The sequence below is a fragment of the Nonomuraea sp. NPDC004702 genome, assembly GCF_053601695.1.
The window spans coordinates 89713-106094 of sequence record NZ_JBSGCE010000007.1; the positions used below are offsets into that span (position 1 = coordinate 89713).

The following is a 16382-nucleotide window of genomic DNA, read 5'->3' on the forward strand; positions in this document are numbered from 1 at the left end:
CGATGGACGGCCTCCCGCCCACCGCACCTGAGGCCGTCCACTGCGCCCGGCCCGACCTCGGCTCACGGCCGCAGTTGCTCTTCCAGGGCCGACTGCAGCCGCGCGACCTGTTCCGGTGTGGCACGCGGGGCGACGACGGAGGCCAGCTCGGACAGCGGCAGGCGCAACCCGCGAGCGGCCAGGGCCGCCGGATCGCCGATCACGCCATGGGCGGTCATCGCCTGTGTCAGGCGCTCCCACAACCAAGCGTCGTCGACGGCGTCCGCGATCACTTCCGGCGACGCCGGCGGCGGCAGCTCGGCCTTCCACTGATGACGGCCGGGGCCGGTCCGGAACGGTTCGCGCCCCGGCAGGTGCACGATCGCCTCGGTCCCCGGCGGCACCCGCGCTTCGAGGATGAGGGTGCCGTCACTGATCCGCCACGCCACGCCCGCGTCGCCGTACGGGGTCTCCAGATCGGCCTCCGCCCAGGTCAGCCCATGTCCCGGCAGCGGGCGGACCTCGATCCGCCGGTAGCCGGGGGCGGCGGGCGCGAGGCCGGCCACCCGCCGGTGCAGCCAGTCGGCGACCGCGCCCAGCGCATAGTGGTTGAACGAGGTCATCTGGCCGGGGTTGATCGAGCCGTCGGGCAGCATGCTGTCCCAGCGTTCCCAGATCGTCGTCGCCCCCATCGTCACCGGGTAGAGCCACGACGGGCAGGAGCGTTCCAGGAGCAGCCGGAACGCCAGGTGCGGGTATCCCGCCTCGGTGAGCGCATCCGTGATCAGCGGCGTGCCGACGAATCCGGTCGCCACCCGGAAGCCGTTGGCTCGCACCAGGTCGGCCAGCCTCGTTCCAGCCGCTTCCCGCTGCTCCGGCGTCGGCAGCAGGTCCCAGTGCAGGGCCATCGCATAAGCCGTGGGAGTGTCGCTGACCATCAGCCCGCGCTCCGTGACGTAGGCGGCCGCGAACGCACGCCTCACCTGCGCCGCCAGGTCTCGGTAGCGTCGCGCGTCCTCGCTCAGGCCGAGCACGGTGGCGGTCCTGGCCAGCAGGTCGGTGCTGCGGATGTAGTGCGCGGTGGCGACCAGGTCCTTGTCCGTGCGGGAGTCGCCGGGCGCGTCCGGCGGGGCGGCCGGGTCCAGCCAGTCGCCGAACTGGAACCGGCCGGCCCACAGGCCGTCCTCCCCCGCGAAGGCGCGCAGCCGTTCCACCCACGCCCGCATGCTCGGATACTGCTCACGCAGCACCTCGGCGTCGCCGTAACGCTCGTAGAGGGTCCACGGCACGATCGTGGCCGCATCGCCCCACGCGGCGGCAGCGGGAAGGATGTTGTGGTGGACGTTCGGCACCACGAACGGCACGCAGCCGTCCTCGAACTGCTCCGCCGCCAGATCCCGCAACCACGAGGACAGGAAGGACGAGCAGTCGGCCAGGAAGGCGGCCGCGGGCGCGAAGACCTGGATGTCGCCCGTCCAGCCGAGCCGCTCGTCCCGCTGGGGGCAGTCGGTCGGCACGTCGAGGAAGTTGCCGCGCATGCTGCGCACCACGTTGTCGTGGAGCCGCTGCACATCGGGATCCGAGCAGCGGAAATGCCCTGTGGGGCGCAGGTCGGAACTGAGAACGACCGCTTCGACCGACTCGATCTCCTCAGGAGCCACGCCACGCAGCCCCGCGTACCTGAAGCCGTGGAAGGTCAGCGACGGCTCCAGCACCTCGGTCCGTCCACCGGCCAGCACGTAGCGGTCGGTGGCTTGGGCACTGCGCAGGGGGCGGACGCCCAGTTCACCGTCCTCCAGCACTTCGGCGTGCCGGACGACGACTTCCTGCCCGGCACGCCCGCGCACGCGCAGCCGTACCCAGCCCACCAGGTTCTCCCCGAAATCCACCAGCAGCTCCCCCGACGGGGCCGCGTACCGCCTGCCGCCCGGCACTGCGGCGACCGGCCGAACAGGCGGAGAGTCGCCGGGAAAGAGCTGGTCGAGGGGCTCGTCGAGCACCTCCACCGGTTCGCCCGGTCCGCGCCCGATCCGCAGGTCGGTGGTCTGTCCGTCGTAGAGGTCGTCCGCGAGGACGCCCGTGGCGTGCGCCCGCCAGCTCTCGTCGGTCACCACCAGGTGCGTGCTTCCGTCGGCGCACTCGATCTCCAGTTGCGCCAGCAGCGCGAGCCGGTCGCCGTACAGGGCTCGCTCGCCGCGCGAGTAGAGCCTGCCGCGGTACCAGCCGTTGCCGAGCAGCGCGGTGACCTCGTTCTCGCCCGGCCCGAGCAGGGCGGTCACGTCGTGGGTGCGGTAACGCAGCCGCCGGCCGTAACTGGTCCAGCCGGGCGCCAGTTCCTCGTCGGTGACGCGCTCGCCGTTGATCCGCGTCACGTGCAGCCCGAGCGCGGTGACATGCAGGCGGGCGCGTGTCACCGCCGCGGGCAGCTTCACGGTACGGCTCAGCAGCGGCGCGGCGGTGAGCACCCCGCCGAGGGTCCGCGGCGAGACGAAGCGCGCGCTCCAGTCCCCGGCGCCGAAGAGCGGCGTCTCGAAGGCCAGCGGCCGGCTCCAGTCCCCCCAGCGGCCCCGGCTGCCGACGCTGACGCGCAGCGCTCCGGCGGCGCGGGAGTCCAGTGGGGCGAACGGCCATCGCACGCCGAGCTGTTCGGCGCCCTCCGCCGTGTGCACGACGGGTCGCCTGCCGGCGAGGGTGAGCTCGACGCGGTAGGCGTCGAACGGCTCGGTGGTCCGCCAGGACAGACGCGGTCGCGGCGCCGGCATGCCGTGCAGCCGCAGGTCGACGCTCACCGGACCGCCATGGGGTCGGCGGTGGCCGGCATGCGGCGGCGCAGCGGGAAGATCCACGTCCAGGCGATCAGCGCGGCGATGAGCACGGCGGCGAGCAGCACCACCATCAGCGCCTGGGGGCTGGCGTCGGCGATCACCGGGGTGACCAGCGCGAAGCCCGCCGCCACGAACCGGGTGAAGGCTATGGCGACGCCTTGCGCGGTGCCTCTGATCAGGGTGGGGAAGAACTCCTGCGACCACACCTTGAAGATGACCTCGCCGGCGAAGCTCGCGCCGATCGTGATGGCGAACTTCAGGATGATCAGCGTCACCGTGTTCAGCCCCACGATCAGCGGGATCGCCGTCCCGATCGCCATGATCGCGACACCGATCGTGTAGAGCAGCATCCGGGCGGGCCCGTCCACGTACTTCATGAAGATCAGGATGGTGAGGAACCCGAGCGGATAGGCCAGCATCCCCACGAGGGTGGCCGTCGACACCTGCGCCCCGGCCACTTCGGTGAACAGGAACGTCTGGAACTGGCCGAACGTGTTGGCGACCAGGTTGCCGACGGCGTAGAAGAGGCCGAGCCCGACGACGGCGCCGAGGAGCGGCCTGGACGTCAGCACGCGCCAGGAGTCGCCGCGCACGCCCTCGGCCGGGCCGGCCTGCTGCCGGTCGCGCTCGCGTACCCACTCCTCCGACTCACGCAGCCTCCGGCGCAGCACGAGCACCACCAAGGCCACGACGATCACGTGCAGGTAGATGATCCGCGCGCCGATCGTTCCGGTCCCCGAGACCAGGAACGCGATGAGGTAGGCAGCGAATCCGCCACAACTCCAGAGCACCTGCGAAAAGGCGACAAGCCTGGCACGCCGGCCTTCCGGCGCCTCCTCGGCCACCAGCGCCAAGGAGGTCGGAATGTCGGCGCCCATCGCCAGCCCCGTGACGGCCACACCGACGAAGATCATCCATGGCTGGACGGCGAAGGCCAGCAGCAGGAGACCGGCGACGAAGACGACCAGGTCGTAGGTGAACACCCTGCGTCTGCCCAGCAGATCCCCGAGCCGTCCGCCGAACACGGCTCCAAGGGCCAGGCCCAGCGTCAGGACGGACGACGCCGTGCCGATCATCCACGGGCTCAGCCCGAGCTGCTGCTTGTACAGAACCAGCGCGGTGCCGGTCCCCACGATGGTGGCCGCGTCCATGTAGGAGGCCATGCCGCCGAGCGCGGCCGTCCTCCAGGCACGCCTGGCCGTCGTCTGTGTCATCTGCGTCGATACCTCGTGTAGGGGGTTCCACGGCCCGCACGCCGCTGGTCCGCGTTGTGTGAAGCGACTATTGTGGATCGATCTACATTTTTCAAGAGGGAAGTTCCGGACCGCTATGTTGCTGACATGAGTTCCTCGCGCCCCACGATCTCCGACGTCGCCGCCGCGGCAGGGGTGTCACGGGCTGCCGTGTCGAAGGTCCTGCGCGACGCCTACGGCGTGAGCCCGCGCATGCGCGAACGCGTCGAACGGGCCATCGCCGAGCTCGGCTACCGCCCCCGGGAAGCCGCCCGCGCCATGCGCACCGCCACCCGCACCATCGGGGTGGCCGTCCCCCTGCTGCGTGGCCAGTTCTTCGCCGACATCCTCGACGGCGTCTACGAGGAGCTGGACACCGGCCCCTACCGGATGCTCGTCTCCCCCTTCGACCACGAGACCAGCGAGCGGAACCCCGGCATGGAGTCGTTGTGGGACCGCGAGGTGGAAGCGGTCATCGTCGTCTCGCCGAAGGTGCGCGCGTCCTGGCTCGACTCCTTCGCCCAGCGGCTGCCGACGGTGGTGGTGGCCAGGCACGACGCGAGCGACCATTACGACCGCGTCGTCAACGACGACCGAGCAGGCGCGGCCCTGGCCGTCGAGCACCTGGCGACGCTGGGGCACCGGCGGATCACTCACCTCTCGCACAACGTCTCCGGGCCCGGCATGCTGAGCCCGCATGCCGTACGCGAGTCCGGCTACCGCGAGGCGATGCAACGGCTGGGGCTCGACGCGTACCTGTCGGTGGTGACCTGCGGCGGCAGCGAGGCCGAGACCTACCGGGCCACGGCGGCGCTGCTCGACCGGGGGGATCCGCCGACCGCGCTGTTCGTCGGGTCCGACCAGGGAGCCTTCGGGAGCCTGCGGGCGCTGTCGGAGCATGGGCTGCGAGTGCCCGATGACGTCTCTGTCGTCGGCTACGACGACACCCAGTTCGCCTCGCACCCGCGCTTCTCGCTCACCACCATCGCCCAGTACGGCACCGCCATGGGCCGCGTCGCGGCCGACCTGGCACTGGAGCGGATCAAGGCGCGCACGGAGGCACGGGAGTGGGTGTCACAGCCGGCGTTGATCGAGCGTGAGTCCACGGGCCCCGTACGCCTTCTCTGACGCCACCGGCCGGTGACGAACCGATTTCCCGTTCCGCCCGCGGACGATCCCCGCCTTCCCGCCATCGCCCGGCCGGCCGCGCAATCCCAGCCGGCAGCCTCCTCCCCCGCCTGGGACCGCCTGGCCCTGCTCATCAACGGCTGACCTCCGCGATCGTGGAGTCGTCGAACGCTCCGGCGAAACGCGTCACCCGGCCCCGCAGGTCACGTGGCGCCGCCGCGGGCGGTCCGCACAAGGGTCGCCATGCGGCGCACGGCCTCCGCAGGAGGACGGAGAGTGCCTGGGTGCGCCCGGCTCAATCGCCTTCACGGTGGAGTCCCGAGCCGGTGACCAGGGCGTCGCCGAGTTCGGAGCGCAGGTAGAGGACCGAGCGGCCGTGGCGGGCGCTGGCCAGCAGGCCGGCGGCGCGCAGGGTGCGAAGGTGCTGGTTGACGGCCGAGGTGGTGACGCCCAGGCGGCCGGCCAGCTCGGTCGAGGAGGCGGGGGCTTCGAGCGTGGTGAGCAGCCCTGCCCGGGTGGCGCCCAGAAGGTCGGTGAGCACCGCTGGGGACGTATGGGGCTCGGACTGCCAGAGCGTGCCGGCGCCCCGGGTGCCGTACATGACCAAAGGGGGCTCCGACGGCGAGATGGGGGTCGTGGGGGCCCGGCTGAAGAGGGTCGGGACCAGGGTGAGGCCCTCGCCGCTGGTGGCGCGCCGGTAGCGGGCGTCGCTGATCAGCCGCATGCGGACGACCCCGTCCTTCAGCTGGACGCGTTCGTTGAGGTCGGCGAACATCGCCGCCAGGCCGTGGGCCGAGATGACCTGGCCCCGGTGGACCACGTCGGCCTGCAGGACCGCCCGCATCCTGGGCCACCACGGCGCGAAGCAGGTGCGCCAGTAGTCGCGCAGCGCGTCCAGGATGCGGGCCGACGGGTCGCCGCGCAACGGCTCGGGGAGCCGGGGGTGGATGGAGCGCAGGTCGTCGAGCACGCGGCCGGCGGGCACGCGGGCCAGGGCGGCGAACTCGTCGTCGATGCGGGTGAGCGGCGCATGGGGGCGGGGCGACAGGTAGTCCGGCGTCCACATGTCGTCGTTGGTGAGCGCGCGCAGCAGGGGCACGTCCAGCGTGGAGCGGACCTGCTCGGTGCGGCGCAGCCAGGGCAGGTGCACCGGGTAGCGCCCGGGGTCGCGGAACGTGCGCAACGACAGCGTGAGCTCGTTGAGCGGCGAGATGGCGAAGCGGACGTCCGCGACGTCCATGCCCGCGAGCTCGTACTCGATCAGCCCCGGCATGAAGCCATACGCTACATCAATTGGCGACAAAGGCCCTATCGCGGGATAAAGGCCCCCGTGATCCAGACGTTCTTCCCCAGCGACCGCGTCGCCCGCTCGCTGACCCTCAGCACGATGGCGTTCGCGCTCTCCAGCGGCGTCTTCTACACCGTCAGCACGCTGTACTTCACGCTCGTCATCGGGCTCGGCGTGCAGACGGTGGGTCTCGGGCTGGGCATCGCGGGCGGCACCGGGGTGCTGGCCTCGTACGCGGGAGGGTGGCTGGCCGACCGGGTCGGCGCGCACCGCGTCCAGACGGTGGCGACGGGGCTCAACGGGCTCGCACTGCTCGCCTACACGTTCGTCTCCGACGCCGTCGTGTTCACCCTGATCGCCTGCACGGCGGTGATCACGCGTTCGGTGGGGTCCTCCGCCAAGCAGGCGATGCTGGCCCGGTGGTACCCCGGCCCGGAGCGGGTCGAGATCCGGGCCCGGATGCGGGTGGTCACGAACGTCTTCATCGGCCTGGGCACGGGCGCAGCCGCGGCGGCGCTGCTGATCGGCACCGCGGCGGCCTACCGGGTGGCGATGGTCGCCGCCGGGGTCCTGCTGCTGACGGCCACCGTGCCGCTGGCCGGGCTCGGGCGTCAGGTGCCGGAGCTGGCCGCCAGGATGACCGCCGTCAGGCAGCGCGCGGCGTCCGGCGGCCCCTCGCCGCTCAGGGACCGCAGGTATGTCGCGAGCGTGGTGTGCAACGCGGTGGTGGCCATGCAGTTCGGCCTGCTGACCGTCGGCGTGCCGCTCTGGGTCGCCACCACCGGCGCGCCCACCGCCATCGTCTCCGTCCTGCTCGTCCTGAACACCGTGGTCGTCGCCGCGCTGCAGGTGCGCGCCTCACGTGGCACCGACGACGTGCGCCAGGCCGGGCTCACGGTCAGGCGCGCCTCGTGGCTGCTCGCTCTCGCCTGCGGTCTGTACGCCCTGGCCGCCTACGGGAACGTGATCGTCGCCTGCGTCCTGTTCGTGCTGGCCGCCTTCGCCCACACCATGGGAGAGATCCTGGGCGAGGCGGGCGGCTGGGGCATGGCCTTCGAACTGGCCGACCCGCGCAGCGCGGGCGCCTACCAGGGGCTCAGCCAGACCGGTTACGCGCTGGCCGCCATGGTCTCGCCGATCCTCGCCACCACCGCCGTCGAACACCGTACGGCGGGCTGGCTCGCCCTGGCCGCGCTCTTCGCCCTGGCCGGCACGGGCGCCGCCGCGGTGGCCAGGCACGCGGCGTAGGGGTCAGGCGAGGTGTCAGCCGTCGACTCCGAGCTGGCTCAGCAGCGTCGCGTTGTCCTCGATGTGCCAGTCCTCGATGATCCTGTCGGTGCCGACGTGCTGGATGTCGATGGCGTTGAAGTCGACGCTCTGGCCCTTGCCCTGGACGCCGTTGAAGGCGCCGGTGAAGTGGCCGCGGAAGACCAGCCGGGCGGTGATCTTGTCACCGGTGACCAGCAGGTCGGCCAGCTCGCAGGTCAGGTCCGGCACGGCGGCGCGGAAGTTCTTCGAGGCGAAGACCGGGCCGGTCGGGCCCTGCGGACGGCCGGCCGGCAGGGTGTTGTCCTTGAACCGCGGGCTGACCGCGGCGTCCAGGTACTTCTGCTCGCCGGTGTTCCAGAACGTGTACAGCTGCTGGGCCAGGTGGACCTCCTGGGCCGCGCGCCTGTCGCCGATCGAGCGGTCCACGGTGATCGCCTTGGGCTGGACCAGGTCGGGTGAGTGGTCGATCAGGCGCTGGGGCCAGGCGTACGGGCCCTGCCGGTGACCGTCGTCGTGCGCGTGGGCGGCCGTGACGTTGCCGCCCGCGAGGCTCGCCGCCACGGCGACGACGGCGACGCGGACAAGGGTGCGTGAACGCATGAGCGGTACTCCTCGGATCAGCCGGCACGCTCGGCGCGTGCCGGGAAGGCCGTCCGGTCCCTTCGACCGGGCGGAAGAACGGGGTGATGACGGGTCAGATCTGACGCAGTGCGCCGCCGTCGATGGCCCACTCGGCGCCGGTGACCTGGCCCGCGAGCGGCGAGAGCAGATAGGCGATCACCCGGGCCACGTCCTCGGGCTCGCCGAGCCGGGCACTGGGCAGCCGGCGCACCTCGCGGACGAAGTGGTCGACGGCCGCCTCCGGCGCGAGGCCGAACTGGGCGCCGAGCTGCTCGGCGAACCCGCCGGGGGCGTCCCACAGCCGGGTGCGGGTGGGGCCGGGGGCGATGACGTTGGAGCGCACCCCGCGCGGGCCGAACTCGCCCGCCAGGGTCTTGGACAGCGACAGCAGGGCCGTCTTGGCGGCGGCGTAGTCCACCAGCGGCACATCCGGCAGGCGGGCGGCCTCACTGCTGACATGGACCAGCGAACCGCCGTGCTCCAGCAGGGCAGGCAGCGCGGCGCGGGTCATGCGGACGACCGAGTGGAAGTTGAGGTCGAACGCCGTCCGCCACTGCTGGTCGGTCACCTCCAGGAAGCCGCCGCGCGATTCGAGGCCGCCGACGTTGTTGACCAGGCCGTCGAGGCGTCCGTGACGGGCCAGTACCTCGGTCACGATCTGGGCGGGCGCGCGTGGGTCGGTCACGTCGGCGGCGACGGCGGTCACCCGGGCTCCGAGCCGCTCGATGCCCTCCGTCCCGCGGGCCGTGCCGACCACGAAGGCGCCTTCGTCCGCGAGGGTGCGTACGGTGGCCGCGCCGATGCCGGCGGAGGCCCCGGTGACCAGGAAGACCTTGCCCTCCAGGTGAAGATCCATCAACTGCTCCTGATGTCGGTCGGGTCGGGATGATTCGGCGGGGCGGCGGTCAGGCGAGGCGGCCGCCGCCGTCGACGTGCAGCACGGTGCCGGTGACGTAGGGGTTGTCGATGGCGTAGAGAACGGCCTTGACCAGGTCCTCGGGGGTGCCCACCCGGCGGGCCGGGTTGCGTTCGGCCACCCCGCGCAGGAATGCCGCCTTGTCGGCGCCCATGCCGTCCCAGGCGCCGGTGTCGACGATGCCGGGGGAAACAGCGTTCACCCGGACCGGCGCGATCTCCACCGCCAGCGCCCGCACCAGGAAGGCCAGCGCGCCGTTGGTGGTGGCCATCACCGTGCGCGCGGGCGCCGGGCGCCAGGCGACCACACCGGAGAAGAAGGTGAACGAGCCGTGCTCGGACACCTGCCCCGCCAGGTTCTTGGCCAGCAGCAGCGGCCCGATCACCTTGGCCGAGAACGCTCGCTGCACGTCGGCCGCTTCGAGGTCCTTCAGCGGGCCGTTGGCCGGCACCGCGGCGGTGGAGACCAGATGGTCGAACCGGCCGAGACCTCCGGCGAAGTCGGCGATCGACCGTTCGTCGCAGAGGTCGAGCACGCGCACCTCGGCGGGCCCGGACAGCTCGGCGGCCGTCCACTCCAGCTTGCGGAGGTCCGGGCCGGCCAGCACGACGGCGGCGCCGGCCGCTGACGCGGACCTGGCCAGCGCGCGCCCGGTGTGCGAACCCGCGCCCACCACGACGAGCCGTTGTCCCTTCAAGCGCGTGTCATCGGACATGGGAGAACTCCTTCGAACAGTCGGGGATCAGCCGCCCGACCTTGCCGGTGGCGGCCACGTCCACGACTCTGGCTCACCCACCTGCCATGAGTCCAAGGCTTGTTTTCTACCGGATCGATAAACTCTGCTCATGGCGATGGCGACGCTCCGGCAGCTCGAATACCTGGTGACCGTGGTGGACCTCGGCTCCTTCACCCGCGCGGCCGAGCACCTGCACGTCACCCAGCCCGCGCTCTCCCACCAGATGCGGGCGCTGGAGACCGCGGTCGGCGGCCCGCTGCTCGAACGGCTCCCTCGCGCGGTACGCCTGACCCCGATGGGCAGGGCGGTGCTGCCGCACGCCCGCGCCGCGCTGGCCGAGGCCGAGAGCCTGCACAGGGTGGCGCGGCGCACGGCCGGACTGGAGGAGGGCGAGGTGGAGGTGGCCGCCATCTACTCGGTCAGTCTGGGCATCCTGCCGCCCGTCCTGCGGGCCTGGCGCGGCCGGCACCCCGGCGTACGGATCCGGCTGCGCGAGTACCCGCACGCCGACCGGCTCCAGGCCGCCATGGCCGCCGGCCGCGCCGACCTCGCCGTCGGCCCTGTGCCCGCCGGTTGGGAGGGACCGATCCGCGAACTCGGCGTCGAGGAGTTCGGGATCGTCCTGCCCGCCGACGACCCCCTGGCCGGCAGCCCCACCGGCAGGGTCGCCCTCAGCGATCTGGCCGACCGCGCCTGGGTCCACTACGCCCCCGACAACGGTCTCGCCGATCTGCTCGACCAGGTCTGCACCCAAGCGGGCTTCCACCCGCAGGCGGCGGTCCGCGCCGAGCAGACCTCCGCCGCTCCTCTCCTCGCGGCCGCCGGACTCGGTCCGGCCCTGGTTCCGGCCAACATCATCCCGCCCCACTTCGACGGCGTCCTGCTCCGCCCCGATCCGCCGATCCGCCGCGCTCTCGCCGCCTACACCCGCACCCGTCCCGACGCCATCACCGTGGCCTTCGCCGACCTCCTCGCCCAGCAGGCGCGCGTCAACCCGGCGTGCTTCCCGGCGACCGCCGTCTCCCAGGAGCGAGCGGCTGCCGACGCGCCGTCGAATCCGCTCTGATCAACGTGGCGTCGGAGGTCCCGCCGTTCGACCTCCCAGCGCGACCCGCACCTCGCGCCGCATCACCGCCGAGTACGGCGCCCGTCCCCCTCGCGAGGCGCCGGCCGTGGCCGCCCTTCGAGGTCGGCCAAGAGCGACAGCGCCAGGTCCTCCAGCCGGCGGTAGCCCGTCGAGGACGCCTGGTCCAGCGCTTGACGGGCGTACTGGAGGGCGCGGTCGTGCATGCCCAGGCCGGCATGCGCGCGGGCGAGGCCGAGCAGCGGCCTTACCTGCAGACGCCGCATGCCTGCCGTGACGGCGTAGGTGAGCGCCTGCTGGTGGGCGTCCAGAGCCTCGCCGTGATGTCCGGTCATCGCCCGGACGGTGCCGAGCACGTGCATGGCGCTGCACATGGCATAGACGTGGCGCGCTCCTTCCGCACGCTCACCGGCCAGGAGCGCAGCCTCAAGGGCGAGGTCGAGACGGCCTCGGTCACGGTGGATCTCCGCCAGCGTGGCCAGGCTCTTGGACTCGGGCACGTGCAGGTCGCGTGCGCGGTCGTGGCGGAGTGCCTCGGTGGCGAGGGCCAGTGCCTCGTCCAGGTCTCCGCTGAGGCACCGGACGGTGGCGAGCTCGTTGAGGGAGTGGCTCAGCTCGCTGTCGCGCAGGTTGCGGTGGAGGGCGAGGGCGTCACGCAGGTGTCGTTCCGCTGCCTCCAGGTCGCCGTATTCCAGGTGCACGGCGCCCAGGTTGCCCGTGGCGCGGGCCTCGCCGTAGGTGTCGCCGATCTCGCGGTTGAGCTCCACGGACCTGACGAGATGGTCGATGGCCTGGCCCAGCTCGCCCTGGTCGTGGCAGGCGGCGGCGGCGTTGTTGTGCGCGGCGGCGGCGCCGGCGGACCAGTCCGCGCGCTCGCTGTGCCGGACGGCCAGCTCGCAGGCGGCTCGGGCAGTGGAATAGGCGGCGCGGCACAGGGCGGCCGTGCCCGCACTGAGGTGGGCCGCCGCCAGGCCGAGCGGGTCGTCCTCGACGGTGGCCGCGTGCACCGCGGCGTCGGAGACCGCCACGATGTCGGCCAGGCTGGTGGCGGTGTGGTGGACGAAATGGCCGCGCAGGGCGTCGGCGATCAGCCAGGCGTGCCGCCTGGGCCCGCTGATCGGAGGCCGGCGGGCGGCGGGGGTGAGGGAGGCGGCGTCGGCCGCGTGCAGGGCGAAGGCGACGAGGTTGGCCTGTTCGGCGCTGAGCCAGGCCATCGCCTCGGCGCGGGGCCTGAGCCCGGATGTGACGGGGAGCGGCAGGCGGGTGATTGAGGGATAGGCGCTCTCGGCCGCCGCGACGGCCTCGGCCAGGTACCAGTCGCCGAGGCGTTCGAGGGCCTGGACGCCGGTCGCGGGGGCGTCGTCGCGCAGCGTGAGCTCTCCGGCGTACTGGCGGAGCAGGTCGTGGCAGGTGTACCGGTACGGCCGGTGCTCCTCGATCAAATGCGCGGCGGCGAGGCGGTCCAGGAGCTGTTCGGCCTCGGCGGTCTCGACGTCGGCCAGGCAGGCGGCGGCCGGCGCGGTGATGTCCGGCCCTCGGATCAGCCCCAGCAGCCTGAACAGGCGCCGCTCCGCCTCGGGCAGTCCCGCGTACGACAGCTCGAACGCCGCCCGGACCGCCACGTCGCCGTCGATCCGCAGCAGGTCCAGCCCTCGCGCGGACAGCGCGGCGGCGTACTCGCCCAGCGACCTGCGCGGGCGCGTCGCCAGCGTGGCGGCGGCCACGCGCAGGGCCAGCGGGAGGCGGCCGCACAGCCGGACGATCTGCTCGGCCGCCTCCGGCTCGGCGGACAGCCGCTGATCTCCGACCATGGAGGCCAGCAGCCGGACGCTGTTGTCCCGGTCGAGCACGCCGAGCGACAGATCTCGGGCGCCGTGGGAGACGGCCAGCCCGGCGAGCGCGTTGCGGCTGGTGACGAGGACCAGGCAACCGGGAGCGCCGGGTAACAGGGGGCGTACCTGCTCGGCCGTGCGCGCGTCGTCGAGCAGCACCAGCATCCGCCGGCCCGACAGACGTGAGCGGTACAGGGAGGCCGCCGCCTCCTGCTCTTCGGGGATGCGCTCAGGGGGCACCCCCAGCGAGCCGAGCATCCGGACGAGTGCCTCCATCGGCGGCATGGGCGGCCGGGGCGCGTGCCCGCGCAGGTCGACGTAGAGCTGGCCGTCGGGGAACTCCTCGGCCACGAGATGGCTGAACCGTACGGCCAGGGCGGTCTTGCCCGCGCCGGCCGCGCCGGTGACGGTCGTGACGGACGGGGTGCCCGCGGCGCAGGCGTACCGGCGCAGCAGGGCCAGATCGCGCTCGCGTCCCACGAAGCCGGTCACGTCGGCGGGCAGTTCGGCGGGCGCCTGCCCGGCTTCGTCGCGCCCGTGGAAGGGTTCGAGGTCGAGGTCGGGGGCGTCGGCGAGGATGGCCGCTTCCAGCCGGCGCAGCTCGGGCCCGGGGTCGAGGCCGAGTTCGTCCGCCAGCAGGGCTCGCCCCTGCCGGTACACCTCCAGCGCGTCGGACCGCCGCCCGGAGCCGTGCAACGCCGTCATGAGCAGCCCCCGCAGGCGCTCTCTCAGCGGATGTTCGGCGAGCAGCTCCGACAACTCGCCGACCACGTCGCGGTGGCGGCCGAGGGCGAGGTCGAGTTCGGCCCGCTCTTCGAGGACGGCCAGGCGCAGTTCCTCCCATCGCCCGGCGAAGGCCGCCAGCTCCTCCAGTTCCAGGTCGCCGAGCACCGGGCCGCGCCACAGAGCCAGGGCCTGGCCCAGGAGGTCGGCGGCCTCGGCCTGCCGTCCCGCCTGGGCCGCCTGCCGGCCCCGTTCGATGCGCTGCTCCGCGAGCTGGGTGTCCACCAGGCCGCCGGCCAGCCGGTAGCCGGACCCTTCGGTCCTGATGATCTCCGACTCGGCGCCCGCCCTGCGTAAGGCCTTGCGTAAGGCCGCCACCGCGATCATGACCTGGTTGCGTACGGTCGCCGGCGGGTCATGGCCCCAGGCGGTGGCCAGCCGGTCGATGCTGAGCACCTGACCGTGGCCGGCCGCCAGCATGGCCAGCACCTGCCGGGCCCGCGAACCGCCCAGCCGCACCGGCCGCTCGCCGACCGTCGCCTCGACCCGGCCCAGAATGTTGAACCGCACGTGGTCTGCCCCCATGTGATCACGATAGCGAGGGCGGTCGCCACCCGTCGTCGGCGCGGCGGGCGAGCAGGCCCAGCGGGGTACGGCTGCGAGCGGTGACAGCCGCCGATGGCCGCCACCCTGGTCGGGGTGGCGGCCATCGTGGTGGTGGCGGTCAGTGGGGCCGGTGGGCGAGCTCGGCCGTGGAGGCTCTCTGCTCGTGAAGAGGTTCCGGACCCGAAGCAGGGTTCACTTGACGTCGATCCGGTCGTAGGTGCCGCTCGAGAGCGTCGGCAGCGACACCCATCTGCTTTCAGCTCCGTAGATGCTCATCCCGCTGCTCCCCACCGGGTTGGCGTTCTGGCGCCACCCCCAGACGGTGAAGGTCCTGATTTTGTGGATCGGGCCGGTGCAGTTGACGGAGAATCCTCTGATGCCTCCACCGCGGACAGTGAGAACCTGCTTGTAACAGCGCAGGTCAGAGGCAATCTGGACGGTAGTGGCGGAGGCCGATCCCGCAGGGACAGCGATGAATCCGCTCACTGCTACGAGCCCGATGATGAATGCGCGGCGCGTTGCCGTCGTAGGTCGCATGCGGCACACCGTAGGACGCAGCCCTTTGGATCGCCTTTGGATTCGTTATGGCCACAGGTCCAGGCGGCTGACGAACCGAGCCTTCACTTCCTGACGACGGGCCGCCGGGAGTGGAATCGCGTACGTGAGTCTTGTTCAACGCTTTTGGCCGGCGGCAACGCCCGGCCCGAGATACAGGAGAAGGTTCTGACCTGTGTGTTCCCGCTCAGGCTGAAAGTGGGTGACGATCCCGAGCCCGGCGGGATGAACTGATTCTGCCCGCCAGTGCAGCGATCACTTTGTCTGGGTGGCGAATCCGGGTTCCAGACAATCCATCAGCCATCAAGACTGGCTCCTGCCTGCCGTTATCCGCTCGGTGGGCCGCCCCTTTCACGACCTGGGACCGCCCAGGCAACAAAGCGAGGAGAACTCATGCTGAAAAGGTTCATCCCGGCAGCCGTCGCCGTCGCCGCTCTGACTGGGCTGGCGCTCGCGTCACCGGCGAGCGCGGCGAGCCTTCCCGATCGCATGTACGGCTGCGCGCGGGGCGACATCTGCATGTACTCGTCCCCGGTCCCCTCCGCGGCGACGAAGATCGGGATCGGGCGGGGCGAGGACTGGAAGTCCAGCGCGTCCAGCCCGTCGTACTGGAACGTCCGCTCGGTGTTCAACTACGGATACCCGGACTACGAGGATCACGTCGCCCTCACCGTCCGCGCCATAGGCGACCAGTTCTATGGGCCGGTTTGCATTCACCGGGCAGAAGAGGGCAATCCCGCGGCCGGCATCAGGTCTTGGTCCTACGCGAATGAAGTCCCCGAGATCGACTGGATCAACGCCTCGCAGTACCCCTGCAACGAGTAGTCGCCATGAGCGAGCTCCGGCTCTTCGAGCTCACTCCACGAGCGGAACAGCAGCACTCGAAAGGAACATGATGAAAACCTCAGCTGCCCAAAATCTTACCCGCGGCCTGATTGCGCTCGTCGCATCTGCGATTTTGCTCGCTTTCGCGCCCGCCACTTCGGCTTCCGCCGGCACGGCGACAGTCCGAGGCTGCCGTTCGGGACAGGTGTGTCTCTACAAGGATCGCCTCGAGGCCGACTCGCTCATGGCCGCCAGCTATACGAATCTCGCCAACCGACTGCTGGACAAGGGGCATTACTACTGGGTGTTCAACAACGGGGTCGCCCAACTCGGCGCTGACCACTATCGATACCAGACCCTATCCTGGGGCACATACACGAGCTACTGCATCCACTTCAACACCCAGACCGGCTATTACATCGACCACGGAAGCGCCGGGCTCATCGACGCCATAGGACAGAACATCGATCTGGTGAACAAGGGTTGGGGAGGAGAATGCTGAGGCAAATCGACTCTGACCTGAGCCGGTATTAAACAGTATTCTCAAGGTCGACGCGGTCCCATCTGATCAGGAGAATCAGATGGGACGCCGTTGCTTCGGGCGGTTCCGAACCTGCTCCGGGTTCGGGTCAAGGGTCGCCCTTCCGACCCGGCGAGAGGGCTTGATCGCCTGGTTCCAGAGGGAGTCGGGCTCGTCATGCCGCGTCCGGCACCTGCGTACGAGCTGATCCGAGCCGAGCCGCAGCCGCCGCTTCACGGCAAG

The 16382-nt window shown here is 71.6% G+C and carries 13 protein-coding genes; 5 read left to right on the forward strand and 8 right to left on the reverse strand.

Going from position 1 to position 16382, the window contains the following annotated elements; all coding sequences use genetic code 11:
• Nucleotides 1-62: 62 nt before the first annotated feature.
• Together ACWEJ6_RS11780 and ACWEJ6_RS11785 are read right to left on the reverse strand one after the other, a co-directional pair.
• Nucleotides 63-2768 carry a family 78 glycoside hydrolase catalytic domain gene (locus tag ACWEJ6_RS11780; protein ID WP_452423223.1) on the reverse strand — a complete coding sequence of 902 codons (2706 nt, stop codon included), beginning with the start codon at nucleotides 2766-2768 and terminating at the stop codon, nucleotides 63-65.
• Complete coding sequence (locus ACWEJ6_RS11785; RefSeq protein ID WP_452423225.1) at nucleotides 2765-4018, reverse strand: MFS transporter; 1254 nt, start codon at nucleotides 4016-4018, stop codon at nucleotides 2765-2767. Before ACWEJ6_RS11785 ends, ACWEJ6_RS11780 begins: the two co-directional genes overlap by 4 nt.
• Nucleotides 4019-4144: 126 nt before the next feature.
• Here ACWEJ6_RS11785 and ACWEJ6_RS11790 point away from each other — a divergent pair, with 126 nt between their 5' ends.
• Nucleotides 4145-5164 (forward strand): LacI family DNA-binding transcriptional regulator, encoded by a 1020-nt coding sequence (locus ACWEJ6_RS11790; RefSeq protein ID WP_452423227.1) that lies wholly within the window; start codon nucleotides 4145-4147, stop codon nucleotides 5162-5164.
• A gap of 295 nt (nucleotides 5165-5459) precedes the next feature.
• Here the strand turns inward: ACWEJ6_RS11790 and ACWEJ6_RS11795 are convergent, their stop codons facing one another.
• Nucleotides 5460-6437, reverse strand: a complete 978-nt coding sequence (locus tag ACWEJ6_RS11795; RefSeq protein WP_452423229.1) for a DUF5937 family protein — start codon at nucleotides 6435-6437, stop codon at nucleotides 5460-5462.
• Nucleotides 6438-6494: 57 nt separating this feature from the next.
• Here ACWEJ6_RS11795 and ACWEJ6_RS11800 point away from each other — a divergent pair, with 57 nt between their 5' ends.
• The gene (locus ACWEJ6_RS11800; RefSeq protein ID WP_452423231.1) at nucleotides 6495-7700 is read left to right on the forward strand and encodes an MFS transporter; all 1206 of its coding nucleotides are present in this window, start codon (nucleotides 6495-6497) and stop codon (nucleotides 7698-7700) included.
• A 15-nt stretch (nucleotides 7701-7715) separates the two neighbouring features.
• Here the strand turns inward: ACWEJ6_RS11800 and ACWEJ6_RS11805 are convergent, their stop codons facing one another.
• The 3 genes from ACWEJ6_RS11805 to ACWEJ6_RS11815 form a co-directional block, all read right to left on the reverse strand.
• Nucleotides 7716-8321 carry an ester cyclase gene (locus ACWEJ6_RS11805; RefSeq protein WP_452423233.1) on the reverse strand — a complete coding sequence of 202 codons (606 nt, stop codon included), beginning with the start codon at nucleotides 8319-8321 and terminating at the stop codon, nucleotides 7716-7718.
• 94 nt (nucleotides 8322-8415) lie between these two features.
• On the reverse strand, nucleotides 8416-9198 hold the full coding sequence (locus tag ACWEJ6_RS11810) for an SDR family NAD(P)-dependent oxidoreductase (protein WP_452423235.1): 783 nt from the start codon (nucleotides 9196-9198) through the stop codon (nucleotides 8416-8418).
• 49 nt (nucleotides 9199-9247) lie between these two features.
• On the reverse strand, nucleotides 9248-9973 hold the full coding sequence (locus ACWEJ6_RS11815) for an SDR family oxidoreductase (protein ID WP_387675829.1): 726 nt from the start codon (nucleotides 9971-9973) through the stop codon (nucleotides 9248-9250).
• 130 nt (nucleotides 9974-10103) lie between these two features.
• On the opposite strand from ACWEJ6_RS11815, the gene ACWEJ6_RS11820 reads away from it, so the two are divergent.
• Nucleotides 10104-11060 carry a LysR family transcriptional regulator gene (locus tag ACWEJ6_RS11820; RefSeq protein WP_452423237.1) on the forward strand — a complete coding sequence of 319 codons (957 nt, stop codon included), beginning with the start codon at nucleotides 10104-10106 and terminating at the stop codon, nucleotides 11058-11060.
• A 62-nt stretch (nucleotides 11061-11122) separates the two neighbouring features.
• Here ACWEJ6_RS11820 and ACWEJ6_RS11825 read toward each other — a convergent pair whose 3' ends face one another.
• Together ACWEJ6_RS11825 and ACWEJ6_RS11830 are read right to left on the reverse strand one after the other, a co-directional pair.
• Complete coding sequence (locus tag ACWEJ6_RS11825; protein WP_452423239.1) at nucleotides 11123-14218, reverse strand: BTAD domain-containing putative transcriptional regulator; 3096 nt, start codon at nucleotides 14216-14218, stop codon at nucleotides 11123-11125.
• Between the two features lie 213 nt (nucleotides 14219-14431).
• Nucleotides 14432-14776 carry a hypothetical protein gene (locus ACWEJ6_RS11830; RefSeq protein ID WP_452423241.1) on the reverse strand — a complete coding sequence of 115 codons (345 nt, stop codon included), beginning with the start codon at nucleotides 14774-14776 and terminating at the stop codon, nucleotides 14432-14434.
• A gap of 411 nt (nucleotides 14777-15187) precedes the next feature.
• Here ACWEJ6_RS11830 and ACWEJ6_RS11835 point away from each other — a divergent pair, with 411 nt between their 5' ends.
• Complete coding sequence (locus ACWEJ6_RS11835; protein ID WP_387675819.1) at nucleotides 15188-15619, forward strand: hypothetical protein; 432 nt, start codon at nucleotides 15188-15190, stop codon at nucleotides 15617-15619.
• Nucleotides 15620-15686: 67 nt separating this feature from the next.
• The gene (locus tag ACWEJ6_RS11840; protein WP_452423243.1) at nucleotides 15687-16121 is read left to right on the forward strand and encodes a hypothetical protein; all 435 of its coding nucleotides are present in this window, start codon (nucleotides 15687-15689) and stop codon (nucleotides 16119-16121) included.
• Nucleotides 16122-16382 lie beyond the last annotated feature (261 nt).